This is a genomic window from Pseudomonas sp. Irchel s3h9, assembly GCF_900187475.1.
Taxonomy (GTDB): domain Bacteria; phylum Pseudomonadota; class Gammaproteobacteria; order Pseudomonadales; family Pseudomonadaceae; genus Aquipseudomonas; species Aquipseudomonas neuropathica.
This window is the reverse complement of the sequence record NZ_FYDH01000004.1, coordinates 128839-145278: the sequence shown is the minus strand read 5'-3', so window position 1 is coordinate 145278 and position 16440 is coordinate 128839. Positions and strand designations below refer to the sequence as shown.

The 16440-nt window shown below is 59.7% G+C and carries 12 protein-coding genes and 2 pseudogenes; 2 read left to right on the top strand and 12 right to left on the bottom strand.

Annotated elements, in window-relative coordinates; all coding sequences use genetic code 11:
- Window positions 1-6 precede the first annotated feature (6 nt).
- From gcvH to arcD (CKW26_RS08155), 7 genes are all read right to left on the bottom strand, one after another.
- Complete coding sequence (gene gcvH / locus CKW26_RS08185) at window positions 7-390, bottom strand: glycine cleavage system protein GcvH (protein ID WP_095048205.1); 384 nt, start codon at window positions 388-390, stop codon at window positions 7-9.
- 437 nt (window positions 391-827) lie between these two features.
- Window positions 828-2336: a sigma-54-dependent transcriptional regulator gene (locus tag CKW26_RS08180; RefSeq protein ID WP_007908048.1), complete on the bottom strand. Its 1509-nt coding sequence runs from the start codon at window positions 2334-2336 to the stop codon at window positions 828-830.
- 403 nt (window positions 2337-2739) lie between these two features.
- The gene (locus tag CKW26_RS08175; protein WP_095048204.1) at window positions 2740-3102 is read right to left on the bottom strand and encodes a DUF5064 family protein; all 363 of its coding nucleotides are present in this window, start codon (window positions 3100-3102) and stop codon (window positions 2740-2742) included.
- Between the two features lie 62 nt (window positions 3103-3164).
- Window positions 3165-4094, bottom strand: coding sequence for a carbamate kinase (gene arcC, locus CKW26_RS08170; protein ID WP_034153407.1), 930 nt, complete (start codon window positions 4092-4094; stop codon window positions 3165-3167).
- A gap of 141 nt (window positions 4095-4235) precedes the next feature.
- On the bottom strand, window positions 4236-5246 hold the full coding sequence (locus CKW26_RS08165; RefSeq protein WP_008086805.1) for an ornithine carbamoyltransferase: 1011 nt from the start codon (window positions 5244-5246) through the stop codon (window positions 4236-4238).
- 69 nt (window positions 5247-5315) lie between these two features.
- Window positions 5316-6572: an arginine deiminase gene (arcA, locus tag CKW26_RS08160; RefSeq protein ID WP_095048203.1), complete on the bottom strand. Its 1257-nt coding sequence runs from the start codon at window positions 6570-6572 to the stop codon at window positions 5316-5318.
- Between the two features lie 33 nt (window positions 6573-6605).
- A complete protein-coding gene (arcD, locus tag CKW26_RS08155) occupies window positions 6606-8033 on the bottom strand; it encodes an arginine-ornithine antiporter (RefSeq protein WP_095048202.1) in 1428 nt (475 codons plus the stop codon).
- Window positions 8034-8471: 438 nt separating this feature from the next.
- Between arcD (CKW26_RS08155) and arcD (CKW26_RS08150) the strand changes: the two genes are divergently transcribed.
- Window positions 8472-9899 (top strand): arginine-ornithine antiporter, encoded by a 1428-nt coding sequence (arcD, locus tag CKW26_RS08150; protein ID WP_095048201.1) that lies wholly within the window; start codon window positions 8472-8474, stop codon window positions 9897-9899.
- Window positions 9896-10759 carry a DNA-3-methyladenine glycosylase gene (locus tag CKW26_RS08145; protein ID WP_095048200.1) on the top strand — a complete coding sequence of 288 codons (864 nt, stop codon included), beginning with the start codon at window positions 9896-9898 and terminating at the stop codon, window positions 10757-10759. The genes arcD (CKW26_RS08150) and CKW26_RS08145 overlap by 4 nt, the downstream gene beginning before the upstream one ends.
- Window positions 10760-11358: 599 nt before the next feature.
- Here CKW26_RS08145 and CKW26_RS08140 read toward each other — a convergent pair.
- The 5 genes and pseudogenes from CKW26_RS08140 to CKW26_RS08125 all read right to left on the bottom strand — a co-directional run bounded on the left by CKW26_RS08140 (window position 11359) and on the right by CKW26_RS08125 (window position 16418).
- Complete coding sequence (locus CKW26_RS08140; RefSeq protein WP_095048199.1) at window positions 11359-12708, bottom strand: CoA transferase; 1350 nt, start codon at window positions 12706-12708, stop codon at window positions 11359-11361.
- Window positions 12709-12914: 206 nt separating this feature from the next.
- Window positions 12915-13442, bottom strand: a pseudogene (locus CKW26_RS30480) (methyl-accepting chemotaxis protein); the annotation flags it as partial.
- A 378-nt stretch (window positions 13443-13820) separates the two neighbouring features.
- A pseudogene (locus tag CKW26_RS30475) lies at window positions 13821-14780 on the bottom strand (chemotaxis protein); the annotation flags it as partial.
- 485 nt (window positions 14781-15265) lie between these two features.
- Window positions 15266-15655 carry a YbaN family protein gene (locus CKW26_RS08130; RefSeq protein WP_095048197.1) on the bottom strand — a complete coding sequence of 130 codons (390 nt, stop codon included), beginning with the start codon at window positions 15653-15655 and terminating at the stop codon, window positions 15266-15268.
- 166 nt (window positions 15656-15821) lie between these two features.
- On the bottom strand, window positions 15822-16418 hold the full coding sequence (locus CKW26_RS08125) for a biliverdin-producing heme oxygenase (protein WP_095048196.1): 597 nt from the start codon (window positions 16416-16418) through the stop codon (window positions 15822-15824).
- Between the last annotated feature and the right edge of the window lie 22 nt (window positions 16419-16440).

Here is a 16440-nt window from a genome sequence, read left to right as displayed (position 1 = left end):
TGTTCCTCAGGCTTCGGCTTGGGCTTTGATCAGACGGTCGTACGCGTCCTGATCGAGCAATTTGGCCACGGCCGATGCGTCGGCAGGCTGGAAGCGGAAGAACCAGCCTTCGCCCAGCGGATCTTCGTTGACCAGTTCCGGGGCGTCTTCCAGCGCCGGGTTGACTGCCAGTACGTCGCCGTCGAGCGGCATGTACACGCCGCTGGCGGCTTTCACCGATTCCACGGTGGCGGCTTCGGCGCCCTTTTCGTAAGCCTGCAGCTCAGGCAGTTGCACGAACACCACGTCGCCCAAGGCGTTCTGCGCGAAAGCGGTGATGCCGACAGTAACGCTGCCGTCAGCTTCGGTGCGCAGCCATTCGTGATCTTCAGTAAAACGCAACTCGCTCATGGAAACTCCTCAGGGGGCCAGACTCGTCTGGTGGACGCGGTGGAATAGTCGGGCGCGAAGGCCCTTATTTATGAAGGGTTGATTAGCAAGAATGTGGCCAATGTTGATTTATCGTTATAAATCAATGAATTATATATTGTGGGGGGCGAAGGTTCAGAGATGCCTGTAGCGAAATCGCTACAGCATGGAGCGAGGATAAAAGCTGAACGGGATCAAAGCCTTGCACAGCGGTGATCGGAGGTGTGTGTAGCGATATCGTTCCGCTGTAGCGCTTTCAGTACAGGTGGAGGTCGTTTTTGACGCGATTTCGAAATCACCCTCTAACCCTGTGGGAGCGAGCCTGCTCGCGAAGAGGGTGTGTCAGTCACTAATGATTCTGCTGATATACCGCTTTCGCGAGCAGGGGGGTATTTCCCGCAGGTGAATTTGTGGTGTTTTCAGGGTTTGTTGGGGATGCCGTATTTGCGCAGGCGATGGGCAATGGCCGTGTGCGAAGTTTGCAGGCGGCTGGCCAGTTGGCGGGTCGAGGGGTAGCTGACGTAGAGTTTTTCCAGCAGGGAACGCTCAAAAGCTTCGACCGCTTGCTCGAGGCTGTCGACATCGCTGTCGGTTTGCCGCGCCACCGAGGTGCCAGCAATGTCGAGATCGCCAATATCCACCAGGCTACTCTCGCAAATCGCCGCCGCGCGGAAAATCACGTTCTGCAATTGCCGCACATTGCCCGGCCAGCGATTGCCGAGCAGCGCCGGGTAAGTTCCTGGGGCGAGACGGCAGACCGGGCGCTGGATCTGCGCGCAGGCTTGCTGCATGAAATACCGCGCCAATAGCAAAATGTCTTGCCCGCGTTCACGCAGCGGTGGCACTTCTACGTTGAGCACGTTGAGGCGATAAAACAGGTCTTCGCGGAACAAGCCTTCGCTGACCATTTTTTCCAGATCGCGGTGGGTCGCGCTGAGGATGCGCACGTTGACCTTCACTTCGCGATCACCGCCCACGCGGCGGAAGCTGCCGTCGTTCAAGAAACGCAGCAGCTTGGCCTGCAAGTACGGCGACATCTCGCCGATCTCATCGAGAAACACCGTGCCCTGGTTGGCCAGTTCCATCAGCCCGGGTTTACCGCCGCGCGCCGCGCCGGTAAAGGCTCCGGGGGCGTAGCCGAACAGTTCGCTTTCGGCGAGGTTCTCCGGTAGGGCCGCGCAGTTGAGGGCCAGAAACGGTGCACTGTGTCGCGCGCTGATGGCGTGGCAGGCGCGGGCGACCAGTTCTTTACCGGTGCCGGTTTCGCCTTGAATCAACAGCGGTGCATCAAGAGCGGCGACTCTTTGCGCGCGGGCCTTGAGCGTACGAATCGCCGGGGACTCGCCGAGCAGCGCATCGAAACCTTCGGCGTGGTCATGGTGCAGTGCCGAGAGTTGTTCGCCGATACGGTTCGGTTGATACAAGGTCAGCAGGGCGCCGGCGTCAGTGATCGGCGTGGCGTCGAGCAGCAAAGTCTGGCCGTTGACGGTGATCTCGCGCAGCGGCAGACGGAAGCCATGTTCGAGCAAGGTGTCGAGCAGCGCGGGATCATTGAACAGTTCCGCGACACTCTCGCCGGCCGGTTCGCGACCGTACAGCGCGATCAACGCCGGGTTGGCCAGCAGCACCTTGCCGGCACTGTCGAGGGCGAGCACCGGGTCGGTCATCGCCGCCAGCAACGCATCGAGCTGCAAATGCCGACGCTGGCCGGGGAGGATGTCGACCACGGTCACAGCCTCGACGCCGAGCACGCGGAACAGCGCATCTTTAAGCTCCTCGAGCACTTGCGGGCTCAAGGTCGGGGCATCGATGTAGACGTTGGGCGGGATCATCTCCACCGCATCCAGATTGAGATTGCGCCCACCGAGGATAGCCAGGACTTCCTGGGTGATGCCGACGCGGTCGATGAAGCTGACGTGGATACGCATGGGGCGGTTCAGTGATCTGCAGTGCGGAGGGTGGCAAGTATGCCTTAAATCAAAAACACCCTCATCGGAAACGCCGCCCGCCCAGCCCTCTTCCAGGGGGAGAGGGGGCCGACCGAGGTGTCTGAGGTTTGACATCGACCTGAAAGAACCAGTCGATTATGGATTCGGTAAAGCGAGTTCAGGTCGGCGTAACTCCGAAGCATCTCCCAATCAGTCCCCTCACCCCAGCCCCCTCCCGGAGGGAGAGGGGGCTGACCGAGGTGTCTGAGGTTTGACATCGACCTGAAAGAACCAGTCGATTATGGATTCGGTAAAGCAAGGTCAGGTCGGTGTAACTCTAGAGCATCCCCCAATCAGTCCCCTCTCCCTTTGGGAGAGGGCTAGGGTGAGGGGCTTTTGCGGGTTATTCGAAATGCTCAAGATTGACCGGGTCGCCGGACTTCATATCAAGTTGCTTGCGGATGTCTTCAAACATCATGTCGTAATGCTTGTGAACCGAGCCGATCTGGCTGTGCGTCTTGGGAATGCCGTACTTCTCGGCGATTTTCGTCACATTGTTGGCAAAGTTGTAGGCCTCCTCTTTGGGCAGGAAGAAGGTCTCTTTCATGTCCTTGCCCTGAAGGTTGCCATGCATCGTGAACTGGATGCCTTTGCCTTTTTGCGGATCGCTGAACACTTCATAGTCGAGGTGCACGTTGTAACTGACGTCATCCGGCGTCAACGCGTGCCGCTCAATATGCAAATGACCGGGTTCAAACTGGGCCATGGTTTTCTCCTTTCAAGGCATGGGAGAAGGGCAGACCTCGGGCCTGCCCCCGGAGTTTCTAATTATCGGTAAGTGATGCCGGGCTTCGCAGTGGTCACGCGAGTACCGGCAGTGCCCTGGACAATCGCTTCGATGTCCGCCAGCGAACCGATCACCGCGACCTTGCCAGTATGGCGTGCAAATTCGCAGGCTGCCTGCACCTTCGGCCCCATCGAGCCGGCGGCGAAGCCGAGGCGTTCCAGCTCATCCGGGTGCGCTTCGGCAATGGCTTTCTGCGTCGGCTTGCCGTAATCGATGAACGCCGCGTTGACGTCCGTGGCGATTACCAGCAAGTCGGCTTCCAGTTGCTCGGCGAGCAGCGACGAGCACAGGTCCTTGTCGATCACCGCCTCGATGCCCTTGAGGTTACGGTTCTCGTCGTACATGGTCGGAATCCCGCCGCCACCGGCGCAGATGACGATGCTGCCCTTGTCCAGCAGCCACTTGATCGGGCGGATTTCGAAGATGCGTTTTGGCCGTGGGCTGGCGACCACGCGGCGGAACTTGTCGCCGTCCGGGGCAATCGCCCAGCCTTTTTCGGCGGCGAGTTTTTCTGCTTCAGCCTTGTCGTAGACCGGGCCGATCGGCTTGGTCGGGTTCTGGAAGGCCGGATCCTTGGCGTCGACTTCAACCTGGGTCAGCAGGGTGGCGAACGGCACTTCGAAGTCGAGCAGGTTGCCCAGTTCCTGTTCGATGATGTAGCCGATCATGCCTTCGGTTTCGGCACCGAGCACGTCCAGCGGGTAAGGGGTGACAGAGGTGTAGGCCGCCGCTTGCAGCGACAACAGGCCGACTTGCGGGCCATTGCCGTGGGCGATGACCAGTTGGTTGCCGGGATGGATCTTGGCGATTTGCTCGGTGGCGATGCGGATGTTGGCGCGCTGATTGTCAGCGGTCATCGGTTCACCACGGCGGAGCAGGGCGTTACCGCCCAGCGCTACGACGATACGCATAATGCATGTCCTTTTCGTGTTGATCGTTCCCACGCTCTGCGTGGGAATGCCGCCACGGACGCTCCGCGTCCGCTGTGACGCAGAGCGTCACGGGATGCATTCCCACGCAGGAGCGTGGGAACGATCATGGATCAGCAGTGGTTACAGATCAGCCAGGGTCGAGACCAGAATCGCCTTGATCGTGTGCATGCGGTTTTCCGCTTGCTCGAAGGCGATGCAGGCTGGCGACTCGAACACGTCGTCGGTCACTTCGATGCCGTTTTTCAGGTGCGGATACTGCTCGGCAATCTGTTTGCCGACCTTGGTATCGCTGTTGTGGAACGCCGGCAGGCAGTGCATGAACTTGGTGCGCGGGTTGCCGCTGGCTTTCATCAGTTCGGCGTTGACCTGGTACGGCAGCAGTTGCTGGATACGCTCGGCCCAGGCTTCCACCGGCTCGCCCATCGACACCCAAACGTCGGTGTGGATGAAGTCGACGCCTTTGACGGCGGCTTTCGGGTCTTCAGTCAGGGTGATACGTGCGCCACTTTCTTCCGCATATTTGTGGCAACGCTCGACCAGATCATCCAGTGGCCACAGCGCTTTCGGCGCACAGATACGCACGTCCATGCCGAGTTTGGCGCCGACCAGCAGCAGCGAGTTGCCCATGTTGTTGCGCGCATCGCCGAGGTAGGCGTAGCTGATTTCATGGATCGGCTTGTCGGCGTGTTCACGCATGGTCAGCACGTCGGCGATCATCTGAGTCGGGTGATATTCATCGGTCAGGCCGTTGAACACAGGCACACCGGCGAACTTGGCCAGCTCTTCGACGATTTCCTGTTTGAAGCCACGGTATTCGATGGCGTCGTACATGCGCCCCAGCACGCGGGCGGTGTCTTTCATGCTTTCTTTGTGGCCGATCTGCGACGAGTTCGGGTCGATGTAGGTGACGTTGGCGCCTTGGTCATAGGCCGCCACTTCGAACGCGCAACGGGTACGGGTCGAGGTTTTTTCGAAGATCAGGGCGATGTTGTTGCCCTTCAGGTGTTGTTGCTCGGTGCCGGTGTACTTGGCGCGCTTCAGATCGCGGGACAGGTCGAGCAGGTAACGCAGCTCACGTGGAGTGTGGTGTTCGAGGCTGAGCAGGTTACGGTTGTGAATGTTGAACGCCATGATGATTCTCCTTGGATTCGGTAATCGGCCCGGCCGCTACGGGGTGTGTGCGGCCGGGGAGATGGTCGTTTAGTAATCGATCGGGTCGCGGATGATCGGGCAGGTCATGCAGTGGCCACCGCCACGGCCTCGGCCCAGTTCACCGGCGCTGATGGTGATGACTTCCACGCCGGCCTTGCGCAGCAGGGTGTTGGTGTAGGTGTTGCGGTCGTAGCCGATGACCACGCCCGGCTCCACAGCCACCACGTTGTTGCCGTCGTCCCATTGCTCGCGTTCGGCGGCGAAGCTGTTGCCGCCGGTTTCCACCACGCGCAACTTCGGCAGGTTGAGGGCTTTGGCCACGGTGTCGAGGAAGGTGCCTTCTTCGCGGCGGATGTCGATGCCGCCCTGTTTGCTTTCGTCTGGTCGCAGGGTGAAGGCGACGATCTGGTTCACCACTTCCGGGAAAATTGTCACCAGGTCGCGGTCGCAGAAGCTGAACACGGTGTCCAGGTGCATCGCCGCGCGGGACTTCGGCAGGCCGGCAACGATGACTTTTTCCACGGCTTTGTTCTTGAACAGGTTCAGCGCCAGTTGACCGATGGCCTGACGCGATGAGCGTTCGCCCATGCCGATCAACACCACGCCGTTACCGATCGGCATCACGTCGCCGCCCTCAAGGGTAGAGCTGCCGTGATCCTTGTCCGGGTCGCCGTACCAGATCTCGAAATCGGCATTGGTGAACTGCGGGTGGAATTTGTAGATGGCGGTGGTCAGCAGGGTTTCCTGACGACGCGCTGGCCAGTACATCGGGTTCAGAGTCACGCCACCGTAGATCCAGCAAGTGGTGTCGCGGGTGAACTGGGTGTTCGGCAGCGGCGGCAGAATGAAGCTGGAGTGGCCGAGGAAGTCGCGGAACATCTGGATGGTCTTGCCGCCGAAACTGTCCGGCAGATCATCGGCGGACACGCCGCCAATCAGGAATTCGGCGATGTGCCGTGGCTCAAGGCTTTTCAGCCAGGATTTGACTTCGTTGATCAGGCCCAGGCCCACCGAGTCGGCGGTGACCTTGCGCTCGAGAATCCAGTCCAGTGCTTCCGGGATGGCAACGATGTCGGTCAGCAGGTTGTGCATTTCCAGCACGTCGATGCCGCGCTCACGCATTTTGGTGACGAAGTCGAAGTGGTCGCGCTTGGCCTGGGCCACCCAGAGCACGTCGTCGAACAGCAGTTCATCGCAGTTGTTCGGGGTCAGCCGCTGATGGGCCAGACCTGGGGAGCACACCATGACTTTGCGCAGTTTACCGGCTTCGGAGTGGACGCCGTACTTAACTTTTTCCGTGGTCATTTCAGATCCTCCAGATAACAAAACAATCAGGGATTACAGAGTCAGGAAGCCGTCGTAGAGACCGTAGGCAGCCACCAGGGCACCCACGACCACTGCGGCGAAAATCAACTTCTCGACGTTAGTGAAAATCGGTTGTTTGAGTTCCAGCTTGGCCTTGGCGAACAGGATCGCGCCGGGTGCGTAGAGCAGGGCCGAGAGCAGCAAGTACTTGACCCCGCCGGCATACAGCAGCCACACCGCATAGATCAGGGCGATGCCGCCGATAATCAGATCCTTGCGCCGTTCGGCCGCGAAGCCTTCGTAACTTTCACCGCGCACCGCCAGCAGCAGGGCGTAGGCCGCCGACCACAGGTACGGCACCAGGATCATCGAGGTGGCGAGGTAGATCAGCGACAGGTAAGTGCTGGCCGAGAACAGCGTGATGATCAGGAAAATCTGCACCATCGCGTTGGTCAGCCACAGGGCGTTGACCGGTACGTGGTTGGCGTTTTCCTTACGCAGGAACTCCGGCATGGTGTGGTCTTTGGCGGCGGCGAACATGATCTCCGCACACAGCAGCACCCACGACAGCAACGCCCCCAGCAAGGAGATGATCAGACCGACGCTGATCAGCACCGCACCCCAGTGACCGACCACATGCTCAAGCACGGCGGCCATCGACGGGTTCTGCAGTTTCGCCAGTTCCGGTTGGGTCATGATGCCCAGCGACAGCACGTTCACCAGCACCAGAAACAGCAGCACGGTGATGAAGCCGATCACGGTGGCTTTACCGACGTCCGAGCGTTTCTCCGCCCGTGCCGAGAAGATGCTTGCACCCTCGATACCGATGAACACCCACACGGTGACCAGCATCATGTTGCGCACCTGGTTCATCACACTGCCCAGATCCGGATTTTTGATGCCCCAGATGTCGGCGGTGAAGATGTCCAGTCTGAAAGCGAACACCGCGATCAACACGAACAGCAGCAGCGGTACGACCTTGGCGACCGTGGTCACCAGGTTGATGAACGCCGCTTCCTTGATCCCGCGCAGCACCAGAAAGTGCACGGCCCACAGCAGCACCGAGGCGCCAATCACCGCAGCAACGGTGTTGCCCTCACCGAAAATCGGAAAGAAATAGCCGAGGGTGCTGAACAGCAGAACGAAGTAACCGACGTTACCCAGCCAGGCGCTGATCCAGTAACCCCAAGCGGACGAGAAACCCATGTAATCGCCGAATCCGGCCTTGGCGTAGGCGTAGACGCCGCCGTCCAGGTCAGGCTTGCGATTGGCGAGGGTCTGGAAGACAAAAGCGAGGGTGAGCATGCCGACAGCGGTGATGGCCCAACCGATAAGTACCGCACCGACGTCGGCGCTGGCGGCCATGTTTTGAGGCAAGGAGAATATCCCGCCACCGATCATTGAACCGACTACCAATGCAACCAGTGCACCTAGTCGTAGTTTTCCGGGAGCTTCAGACATTTGCATGACTCCATTGCAGGAGAGAAGAGATCACAGCGTAGTTCTGTTGTCTGTTCAAACAGCTGACTTAGATCAGTGCATGGTCACATTCCATTGTTAATGAATGACTTAGGCTTCGGATGAAGGCATAAAGCTCCTGCCCGCAAGGCCCGTCCTAGAGGCGTTGTGGCTACATCTTTGGGAATGGCTATTATTACTTTCGAATTATCACGCTAGTTCTTTTTCAGCTTTTGGCAAATTTTCCGCCTCTGTTTTCAGTACAGAATTGATTTATCGGGATCAGCGCACAAAACTGTCTTAACGTGCTAGGCGTTAGCGTCATCCGCTATATATAAACAGGCGTTAATTGGCGTTACCTGATAAACGTCATCTACCTTTATCCGTTTAGTTAATCGTTGTTACAAATGCACGCTCACCACACTTCAAAGGGAAACTGAAATGTCGCAACCGACCCAAAAGCTGCGATTAGGCGCGTTGATCGCCCTGGTGGTGGGTTCGATGATTGGTGGGGGGATTTTCTCGCTGCCGCAGAACATGGCGGCACGCGCCGACGCCGGGGCGATCCTGATCGGTTGGGGGATTACCGCGATCGGCATGCTGACGCTGGCGTTCGTCTTTCAGACCCTGGCCAATCGCAAACCCGAGCTGGATTCCGGCGTATACGCCTACGCCAAGGCCGGGTTTGGCGACTACATGGGCTTCTCGTCGGCTTGGGGCTACTGGATTAGCGCCTGGCTGGGCAACGTCGGTTATTTCGTCCTGCTGTTCAGCACCCTCGGTTATTTCTTTCCGGTGTTCGGTCAGGGCAACACGCCAATCGCTATTGGCTGCGCGTCGGTGCTGCTGTGGGCCGTGCATTTTCTGGTGATGCGCGGGATCAAGGAGGCGGCGCTGATCAATCAACTGACCACGGTGGCCAAAGTCGTACCGCTGATCATGTTCATCGTTATCGCGGCGGTCGCATTCAAGGCTGACATTTTTACCCGCGACATCTGGGGCACCAGCAACCCGAACTTTGGCGGGGTGATGGATCAGGTGCGCAACATGATGCTGGTCACGGTGTTCGTGTTCATCGGCATCGAAGGTGCCAGTGTGTACTCGGCGCGGGCGGAGAAACGCAGCGACGTCGGCCGCGCCACGGTGATCGGTTTTATCGGCGTGCTGGCGCTGCTGGTGCTGGTCAACGTGCTGTCGCTGGGGATCATGAGCCAGCCGGAACTGGCGAATTTGCAGAACCCGTCACTGGCGGCGGTGCTCGAGCACATTGTCGGGCCGTGGGGCGCCTTGTTGATCAGCATTGGCCTGGCGATTTCCCTGCTCGGCGCGTTGTTGTCGTGGGCGCTGCTGTGTGCGGAGATTCTCTTTGCCACGGCGAAGGACAAGACCATGCCGGCGTTCCTGAAAAAGGAAAACAAGAATCACGTCCCGGTCAATGCGTTGTGGCTGACCAACGTGATGATCCAGATCTTCCTGTTGATCACGCTGTTTTCGGCGGGCACTTACACCAGTCTGATTTATCTGGCGTCGTCGATGATTCTGGTGCCGTACCTGTGGTCGGCGGCCTATGCAGTGCTGTTGAGCGGGCGTGGCGAAACCTATGAGCATGCCTCGGCAGAGCGCACCAAGGATTTGCTGATCGGCGGCATCGCGCTGGGGTATGCGGTGTGGTTGCTGTATGCCGGTGGGGTGAAGTATTTGCTGTTGTCGGCGTTGCTGTATGCGCCGGGGGTAATTTTGTTTGCCAAGGCTAAGCATGAACAGGGCGAGCCGTTGTTCACCCATATCGAGAAGGGCATTTTTACCTGCGTGGTTATCGGCGCGGGGCTGGCGGCGTATGGGTTGTACAGCGGTGTGCTGTCGTTGTGAGGTTGCTTCTTGATTATCGGCCGCCGTATGACTGGGCGGCGATGCTGGGGTTTCTCGCGGCGCGGGCGGTGGTCGGGATGGAGGTTGTGGTCGATGGTGTGTATTCACGCAGCATCGGTTTGAACGGGCTTCATGGCACGGTTTCAATTTGGCCTGAGGCAGGGAATGCCTTGGCCGTTGAGCTGGATTTTCCTGATCCGTTGGTGGTGCCCGAGATCGTTGTCAGGTTGCGGCGGATGTTTGATCTGGATACGGATCTGGCGGTGATGCATGCGCATCTGGCGAATGATCCGTTGCTGGCGCGGTTGATTGCCGAGCGTCCGGGATTACGGATTCCCGGGGCGTGGGATGGCTTGGAACTGGCCTTTCGCGCGGTGCTCGGGCAGCAGATTACCGTGGTTGCGGCGATTCGCCTGGCGGGGAAACTAGTGGCGCAATATGGCGCGCCGCTTGATTCCACCGTGCCCGGATTGACGCATGTATTTCCCGAGGCGCACGTATTGGCGGCGGCAGATCTGGCGGCGCTGGGCATGCCAAAGAGTCGCGGTCGGACGCTGTCGGGGGTGGCGCAGGCGTTGCTGGAAGAACCTTCATTGTTCGAGCCGAATCGCGAGGGTGGCGTGGCGCGGTTGTTGGCGTTGCATGGGGTTGGCGAGTGGACGGCGCAGTACATTGCGTTGCGGCAGTTGCAGGATATGGATGGGTTTCCCCATGGCGATGTCGGGTTGTTGCGAGCGCTGGAGGTGCTGGAAGGCGAGCGGCCGACAGCGCGGGAATTGGCTTTGCGCGCTGAGACCTGGCGGCCTTATCGAGGGTATGCGGCGCAGCTTTTGTGGACATCTTTGAGCCGGGCAGATTGAAACATCATCGATCGGCCTGAAATTGCAGCCCTCACCCCAGCCCTCTCCCGGAGGGAGAGGGGGCCGACCGAGGTGTCTTGCGCTGTCCATCGACCTGAAAGCCCGAGTCGATTATGGATTCAGCGCCAATCGTTCAAGTCGGTGAATCTCTTCAGTATCCCCGAATCAGTCCCACTCTATCTGAGAGAGTGGGCCGACCGAGGTGTTTTGCGTTGTCCATCGACCTGCAAGACCGAGTCGATTATGGATTCAGCGCCAATCGTACAAGTCGGTGAATCTCTCGAATATCCCCCAATCAGTCCCCTTTGCCTGAGGGAGAGGGGCCGACCGAGGTGTCTTGCGCGATCCACCGACCTGAAAGCCCGAGTCGATTATGGATTCAGCGCCAATCGTACAAGTCGGTGAGTCTCTTTAATATCCCCCAATCAGTCCCCTTTGCCTGAGGGAGAGGGGCCGACCGAGGTGACTTGCGCTGTCCATCGACCTGAAAGCCCGAGTCGATTATGGATTCAGCGCCAATCGTTCAAGTCGGTGAGTCTCTTCAATATCCCCCAATCAGTCCCCTCTCCCTCAGGGAGAGGGTTAGGGTGAGGGGCTTTTTAAGCCCACCGTGGTTGGTGAGAACCCAATTCCGTAGCCGGCAAAGCCCATTGAATAGATGTGCCGCTGATCTTCACCGGCACCTGCAAGCGATGCGCCAGGCCCCACGGGGTCTGTTCCAGAAATGAACCCTGATCCTGCTCATCTTCCGCCCGCAATGCCTCACTTGTCCCCGGCCCATGCTCGATCAACAACTTCGCCGTCCGCGCCAGCGACAACCGCGCCGAGCCACCGCGACCCGTGTTCAAACGCTCGGTCAACAGTCGAAGCGCACTCGCCGCCAGCAAATACCCCGTCGCATGATCCAGCGCCTGCACCGGCAACGGCGTCGGTTTGTCTGCCTGCTGCCAGTGCTGCCCGGCCTCGGCAATGCCGCTGCTCATCTGCACCAGGCTGTCAAAGCCTCGACGGTTCTGCCACGGGCCGTTCCAGCCGTAGGCGTTGAGGCCGACGTCGATCAGGCCCGGCGCGATTTGGCGACGGCGCTCAACGCCGAAACCAAGATTCTCCAGGGCATCAGCACGGTAACCGTGCAGCAGAATGTCGGCGTCTTTCAACAAATTCTCGAAAACTGCACGATCCGCCGGGTCGTGCAGATCCAGCCGCGCGCAACGTTTGCCGAGGGTCATTTCCGGAACGACACCAGGCTCATTCCAGGTCGGGGAATCGATGCGCAACACGTTGGCGCCAAGGCCAGCGAGAAAACGGCTGGCGGTGGGGCCGGCGAGCACGCGTGTCAGATCCAGCACCTTGATCCCGGCCAACGGTTGCGCCACCGAGCCTTGCCATGGTTGGGCGTTTTCATCTGGCGAATCGATGAAATGCACCAGCCGCTCGGCATTCACCGCCAGCCCCTGCGGATGCGTCTGCCACTGCACCCAACTGCGCATTTGCGCGGCACAACCCTTGGCCTCGACCACCGCTTGCTCCAGATCCGTACTCGCCCATTGCGCGACTTTGGCAGCCATCGCTCCACGGTCGGCGCAGGCACCAAGCACGCGTTCAGCGGCGGCGCGGTGATGCGGGGCATTGGTGTGCAGGCGGATCCAGCCATCGCGGGTCTGATAATCGCCAGCGACGGGGTCCCACAGTGGCGGGACTTGCCAGCCGATGGGACGGATTGATGTGGCGAACCAGAACGAGGCCAATCGACGATCGACTTCAACGACAGGTCGCTGACCGGTCTGCTGCCGGAGCAATTCGCTGACGGTCTGACCGGCCGCTGCGATGCTGGCGCAGGCAAGCTCAGTGACGGCGAACGCCGAGGGCAGGGCGCCTCGGTCGGTGAACGGAATCGGCGTGTGCGACAAACCGAGTTCGGCTTGAATGGACGTGAGTAAATCAGTCATCGAAGGCCCTCCGGAGCGAGAGGGCGATGATAGTGCAAAAGAATGTCGGGTCAGATGAAATCCCCGATTGCAGGGTTGCCACTTGACCCTGTGGGAGCTGGCTTGCCAGCGATAGCGGAGTGTCAGTCAACAATGTACTGACTGATGTGCCGTCATCGCTGGCAAGCCAGCTCCCACAAGGTTTTGTGGTGGATTGAGTGGCGGGGTCAGACGCGGAACTGATCCATCAACTTCATCTGCTGACTGGCCAGGGCATTGAGCTGGCTGCTGATCGCCGCCGACTCAGTGGCTTGTTCAGTCAATGTTTCGGTAACGGTGCGAATCGCCGAGACATTGCGATTGACCTCTTCGGCCACCGCACTCTGCTGCTCAGCCGCACTGGCAATCTGCAGGTTCATGTCACTGATCACCGTCACCGCGTCGCTGATTTTGCCCAGCGCATCCACCGCCTGACGAATCTGCCCGGCGTTGTTGTGCGCTTGGGTCTGGCTCGAATGCATGGTCGCGACCACGCCACGGGTGCCGGTTTGAATGCGCTCGATGACGATGCGGATTTCCTCCACTGAATCCTGCGTGCGCTTGGCGAGGTTGCGTACCTCGTCGGCAACCACGGCGAAACCACGGCCGCTCTCACCGGCGCGAGCCGCTTCGATCGCTGCGTTGAGGGCGAGCAGGTTGGTCTGTTCGGCGATGCTGCGTATCACCTCCAGCACCGAGCCGATCTGCTCGCTGTTGACTGCCAACGCTTCAACTTCGGTCACAGCTTTGCTGACTTCGTCGGCCAGTTGATTGATGTCGCGGGTACTGCGCTCGATGATCGACATGCCGTCCTTGGCCGACTGATCGGCACCTTTCGCGGCATTGGCCGCGTTGGAGGCGCTGTTGGCGACGTCGTGGGCGGTGGCGCTCATTTCGTTGGAGGCGGTGGCGACCTGGTCGATCTCGCGGAATTGCACCTGCATGCCTTCACTGGTCTGGCGGGCGATTTCCGAAGACTGGTCGGCGGTGCCACGGGCTTCGGTGATGCTCTGTTTGATCTGCGCGATGGTCGGTTGCAGCTTGTCGAGGAAACGGTTGAACCAGTTCACCAGTTCGCCCAGTTCATCTTGTTTGCTGTAGTTCAGGCGCTGGGTCAGATCGCCTTCGCCGCTGGCGATGTTCTTCAGCATCTCAGCGACGCTGTTGATCGGCCGGGTGACGCCGGACGCGGTCAGCCAGATCAGCAGCAGGCCAACCAGACCGGCGACTACAGCAACCAGCAGCGCCGTGATCACACCGGTTTCCTGAGCATCATCGAGCACCGCTTGCAGCTTGACCGAGTCAGCCAGCAGTACTTGTTTCGGCAAGTCGATGACCACGCCCCAGGCGCGCGAGTTACCAATTGGATCGACTGGGTAAACGGCGCGAATCAAATCACCTTGTTCAAGAATCTTCGGTGTGCCGGAGGTCAGCAGTTGCAGCACATCCTTGCCATCGGCGCCGAGGGTGTCGCTGATTTTCTTGCCGACCTTGGTCGCGTCGGAACTGTCGGCAGCGAGCACGCCGCTGCCAGAGACGATCAGCATGTGCCCGGCGTTGTTGAACAGATTGCGCTGGGAATCCACGGCCGCCGCTTGCAGGGCGTCGAGGGCGATGTCGACACCGACCACGCCGATGGCTTTACCGTCGACGATCAGGGGGACGGAAATGGTCGTCATGAGCATTTCCTTGCCACCGACAGTGTCGGCATACGGGTCGAGCAGGCAGGTGCGCTTGGCATCGCGAGGGCAGGTGTACCAGCTGTTGTACGGCGTGCCGCTGACGCTGAGGGTGGTTTTGGTCAGGTCTTCTTCGACCATGATGGTGTTCAGCGAGGCGCCGCCAGCGCGGCTCCAGTAGGTGGCCAAACGTCCGGCTTCGTTGGACTGGCGAGCGGCGTCGTTGGCGAATTCGCTGTCCTTGCCGTCGAGGCCGTTGGGTTCGAAGGCGAGCCAGATACCGAGCACTTTGTCGTTGCGCTCGAAGGCGGTTTTCAGGCTCAGGTTCAACTCTTCACGCAAGGCGCCGGCGTCCAGCGAACGCTTGGCGGCCATGACGCGCATGTCCTTGATCTGGTCAGCCACGGCCGTGATCACCGTCAGGCTTTCGCCGAAGGTTTTCTGCACCCGCACGGCTTGTTCGGCGGCTTTGGCTTGCAACAGATTTTGCACACTGGCGGTGAGCAATTTATTGCTGGAGTTACTGACCAGTTCGTCGTTCTGGTTGGTCTGGTAGATGTTCATGCCGACGATCAGCGCGACCACACCGAGCAGGCACAGACCGGAGAGCAGGACGATTTTCAGGCGAATGGACAGAGCGTCGAACATGGGGCGATCTCGCGAATGAATAAACGGGTGGCATTCGGGCAGGAGCTACCCGGTTCGCCAAATCCATTCAGCGCCATTCAATGCTCATCGGCGTGGAAGCAGAGGTCATGAGGCGCGTGCCGACGGACGGTCAGCGCTAAACGTTTGCGCAGGAGAAAGTGCTGAAAAAGCGAATAATTACAGGGATGTTTCAGTGTGAAGACGTTGTGGGTTCAAGCAGGGATGGCTTCCGGTCGCGACCAGATCCACAGATTACCCAGGCTCATCCCGGCAATCGCCAGATAGACCGGCCAGCCGTGGTCGAGCATCACCAGCATCAAGGTTGCGCAGAGCAACATGCTCACCGTCGCGCTGACCTTGGCCTTGCGCGCGATGATCTTGCCGTTGCGCCAGTTGCTGAGGATCGGCCCGAACAAACGATGGTTTTCCAGCCAGGCACTCAGGCGCGGCGAGCTGCGAGTCGCGGCCCAGGCGGCGAGAAGGATGAACTCGGTGGTCGGCAGGCCGGGCACGACAATGGCGATCAGGCCGATGCCGAGGCTGACGTAGGCCAAGAGGCCGAACAGCACGCGGGCGAGTTTCGAGGAGGCGGGTTGCGGCATGGGCTCGGGATTGCTGTGAGGCGAGATGGGGATCTTACAGATTTGTGAAGATCCCTGTGGGAGCTGGCTTGCCAGCGATAGCGGTCGATCAGTGACTACAAAGTTGACTGACATACCGCCATCGCTGGCAAGCCAGCTCCCACAGGGTTTTGTGGTGTGTCGGGAATCAGGCAGGTTCGGCTTCGGTGGCGTAAGCCTGTTCCAGCAGCACGGTAAAGCGGTTGAACGCGTCGATCGCGCCTTGCTCGACTTCGGCTTCTTCCTCGGCAGTGAACTGCAGCGAATCGAGGGTGCGCACGAAGCTTTTCCAGCCTTCGGCACGGCCACCTTCAGGCTCGCCGAGGTGACGGGCGCCAAAGGTTTCGCTCAGCTCCAGCGCCACCGCGCGTTTGATCAGGAACGCCGCACCGAGCTTCGAACCTTCGGAGACAAAGATCCAGCCCAGTGCGCGAGCCTTGCTCGGATTTTTCACTGCGCCTGCGACCGCTGCCGGTACTTCAGTGTCGAGATCGGCGAGGTCAGCCTTGGCCGCTTCGGCGCGGCAACGGGCCGGCAGATCCGGGACGATGGCGGTCAGTTCGGCGTCGTTATACAGATCGACCAGTTCCGACTGGAACAGGTACTGCGCGACGACAAAACGGGCGAAATTGGCGCGGGTCTCGAACGGCGCGTGGGCTTTGACCAGGGCGTCGAGCTTGTTGTGCGGCTCGTGGGTGATCTGGTTCAGGCGTTGTGAACGCAGGGCTTTTTCCGAAGTGGTCATGACATGTCCTTGATAAAAGAGG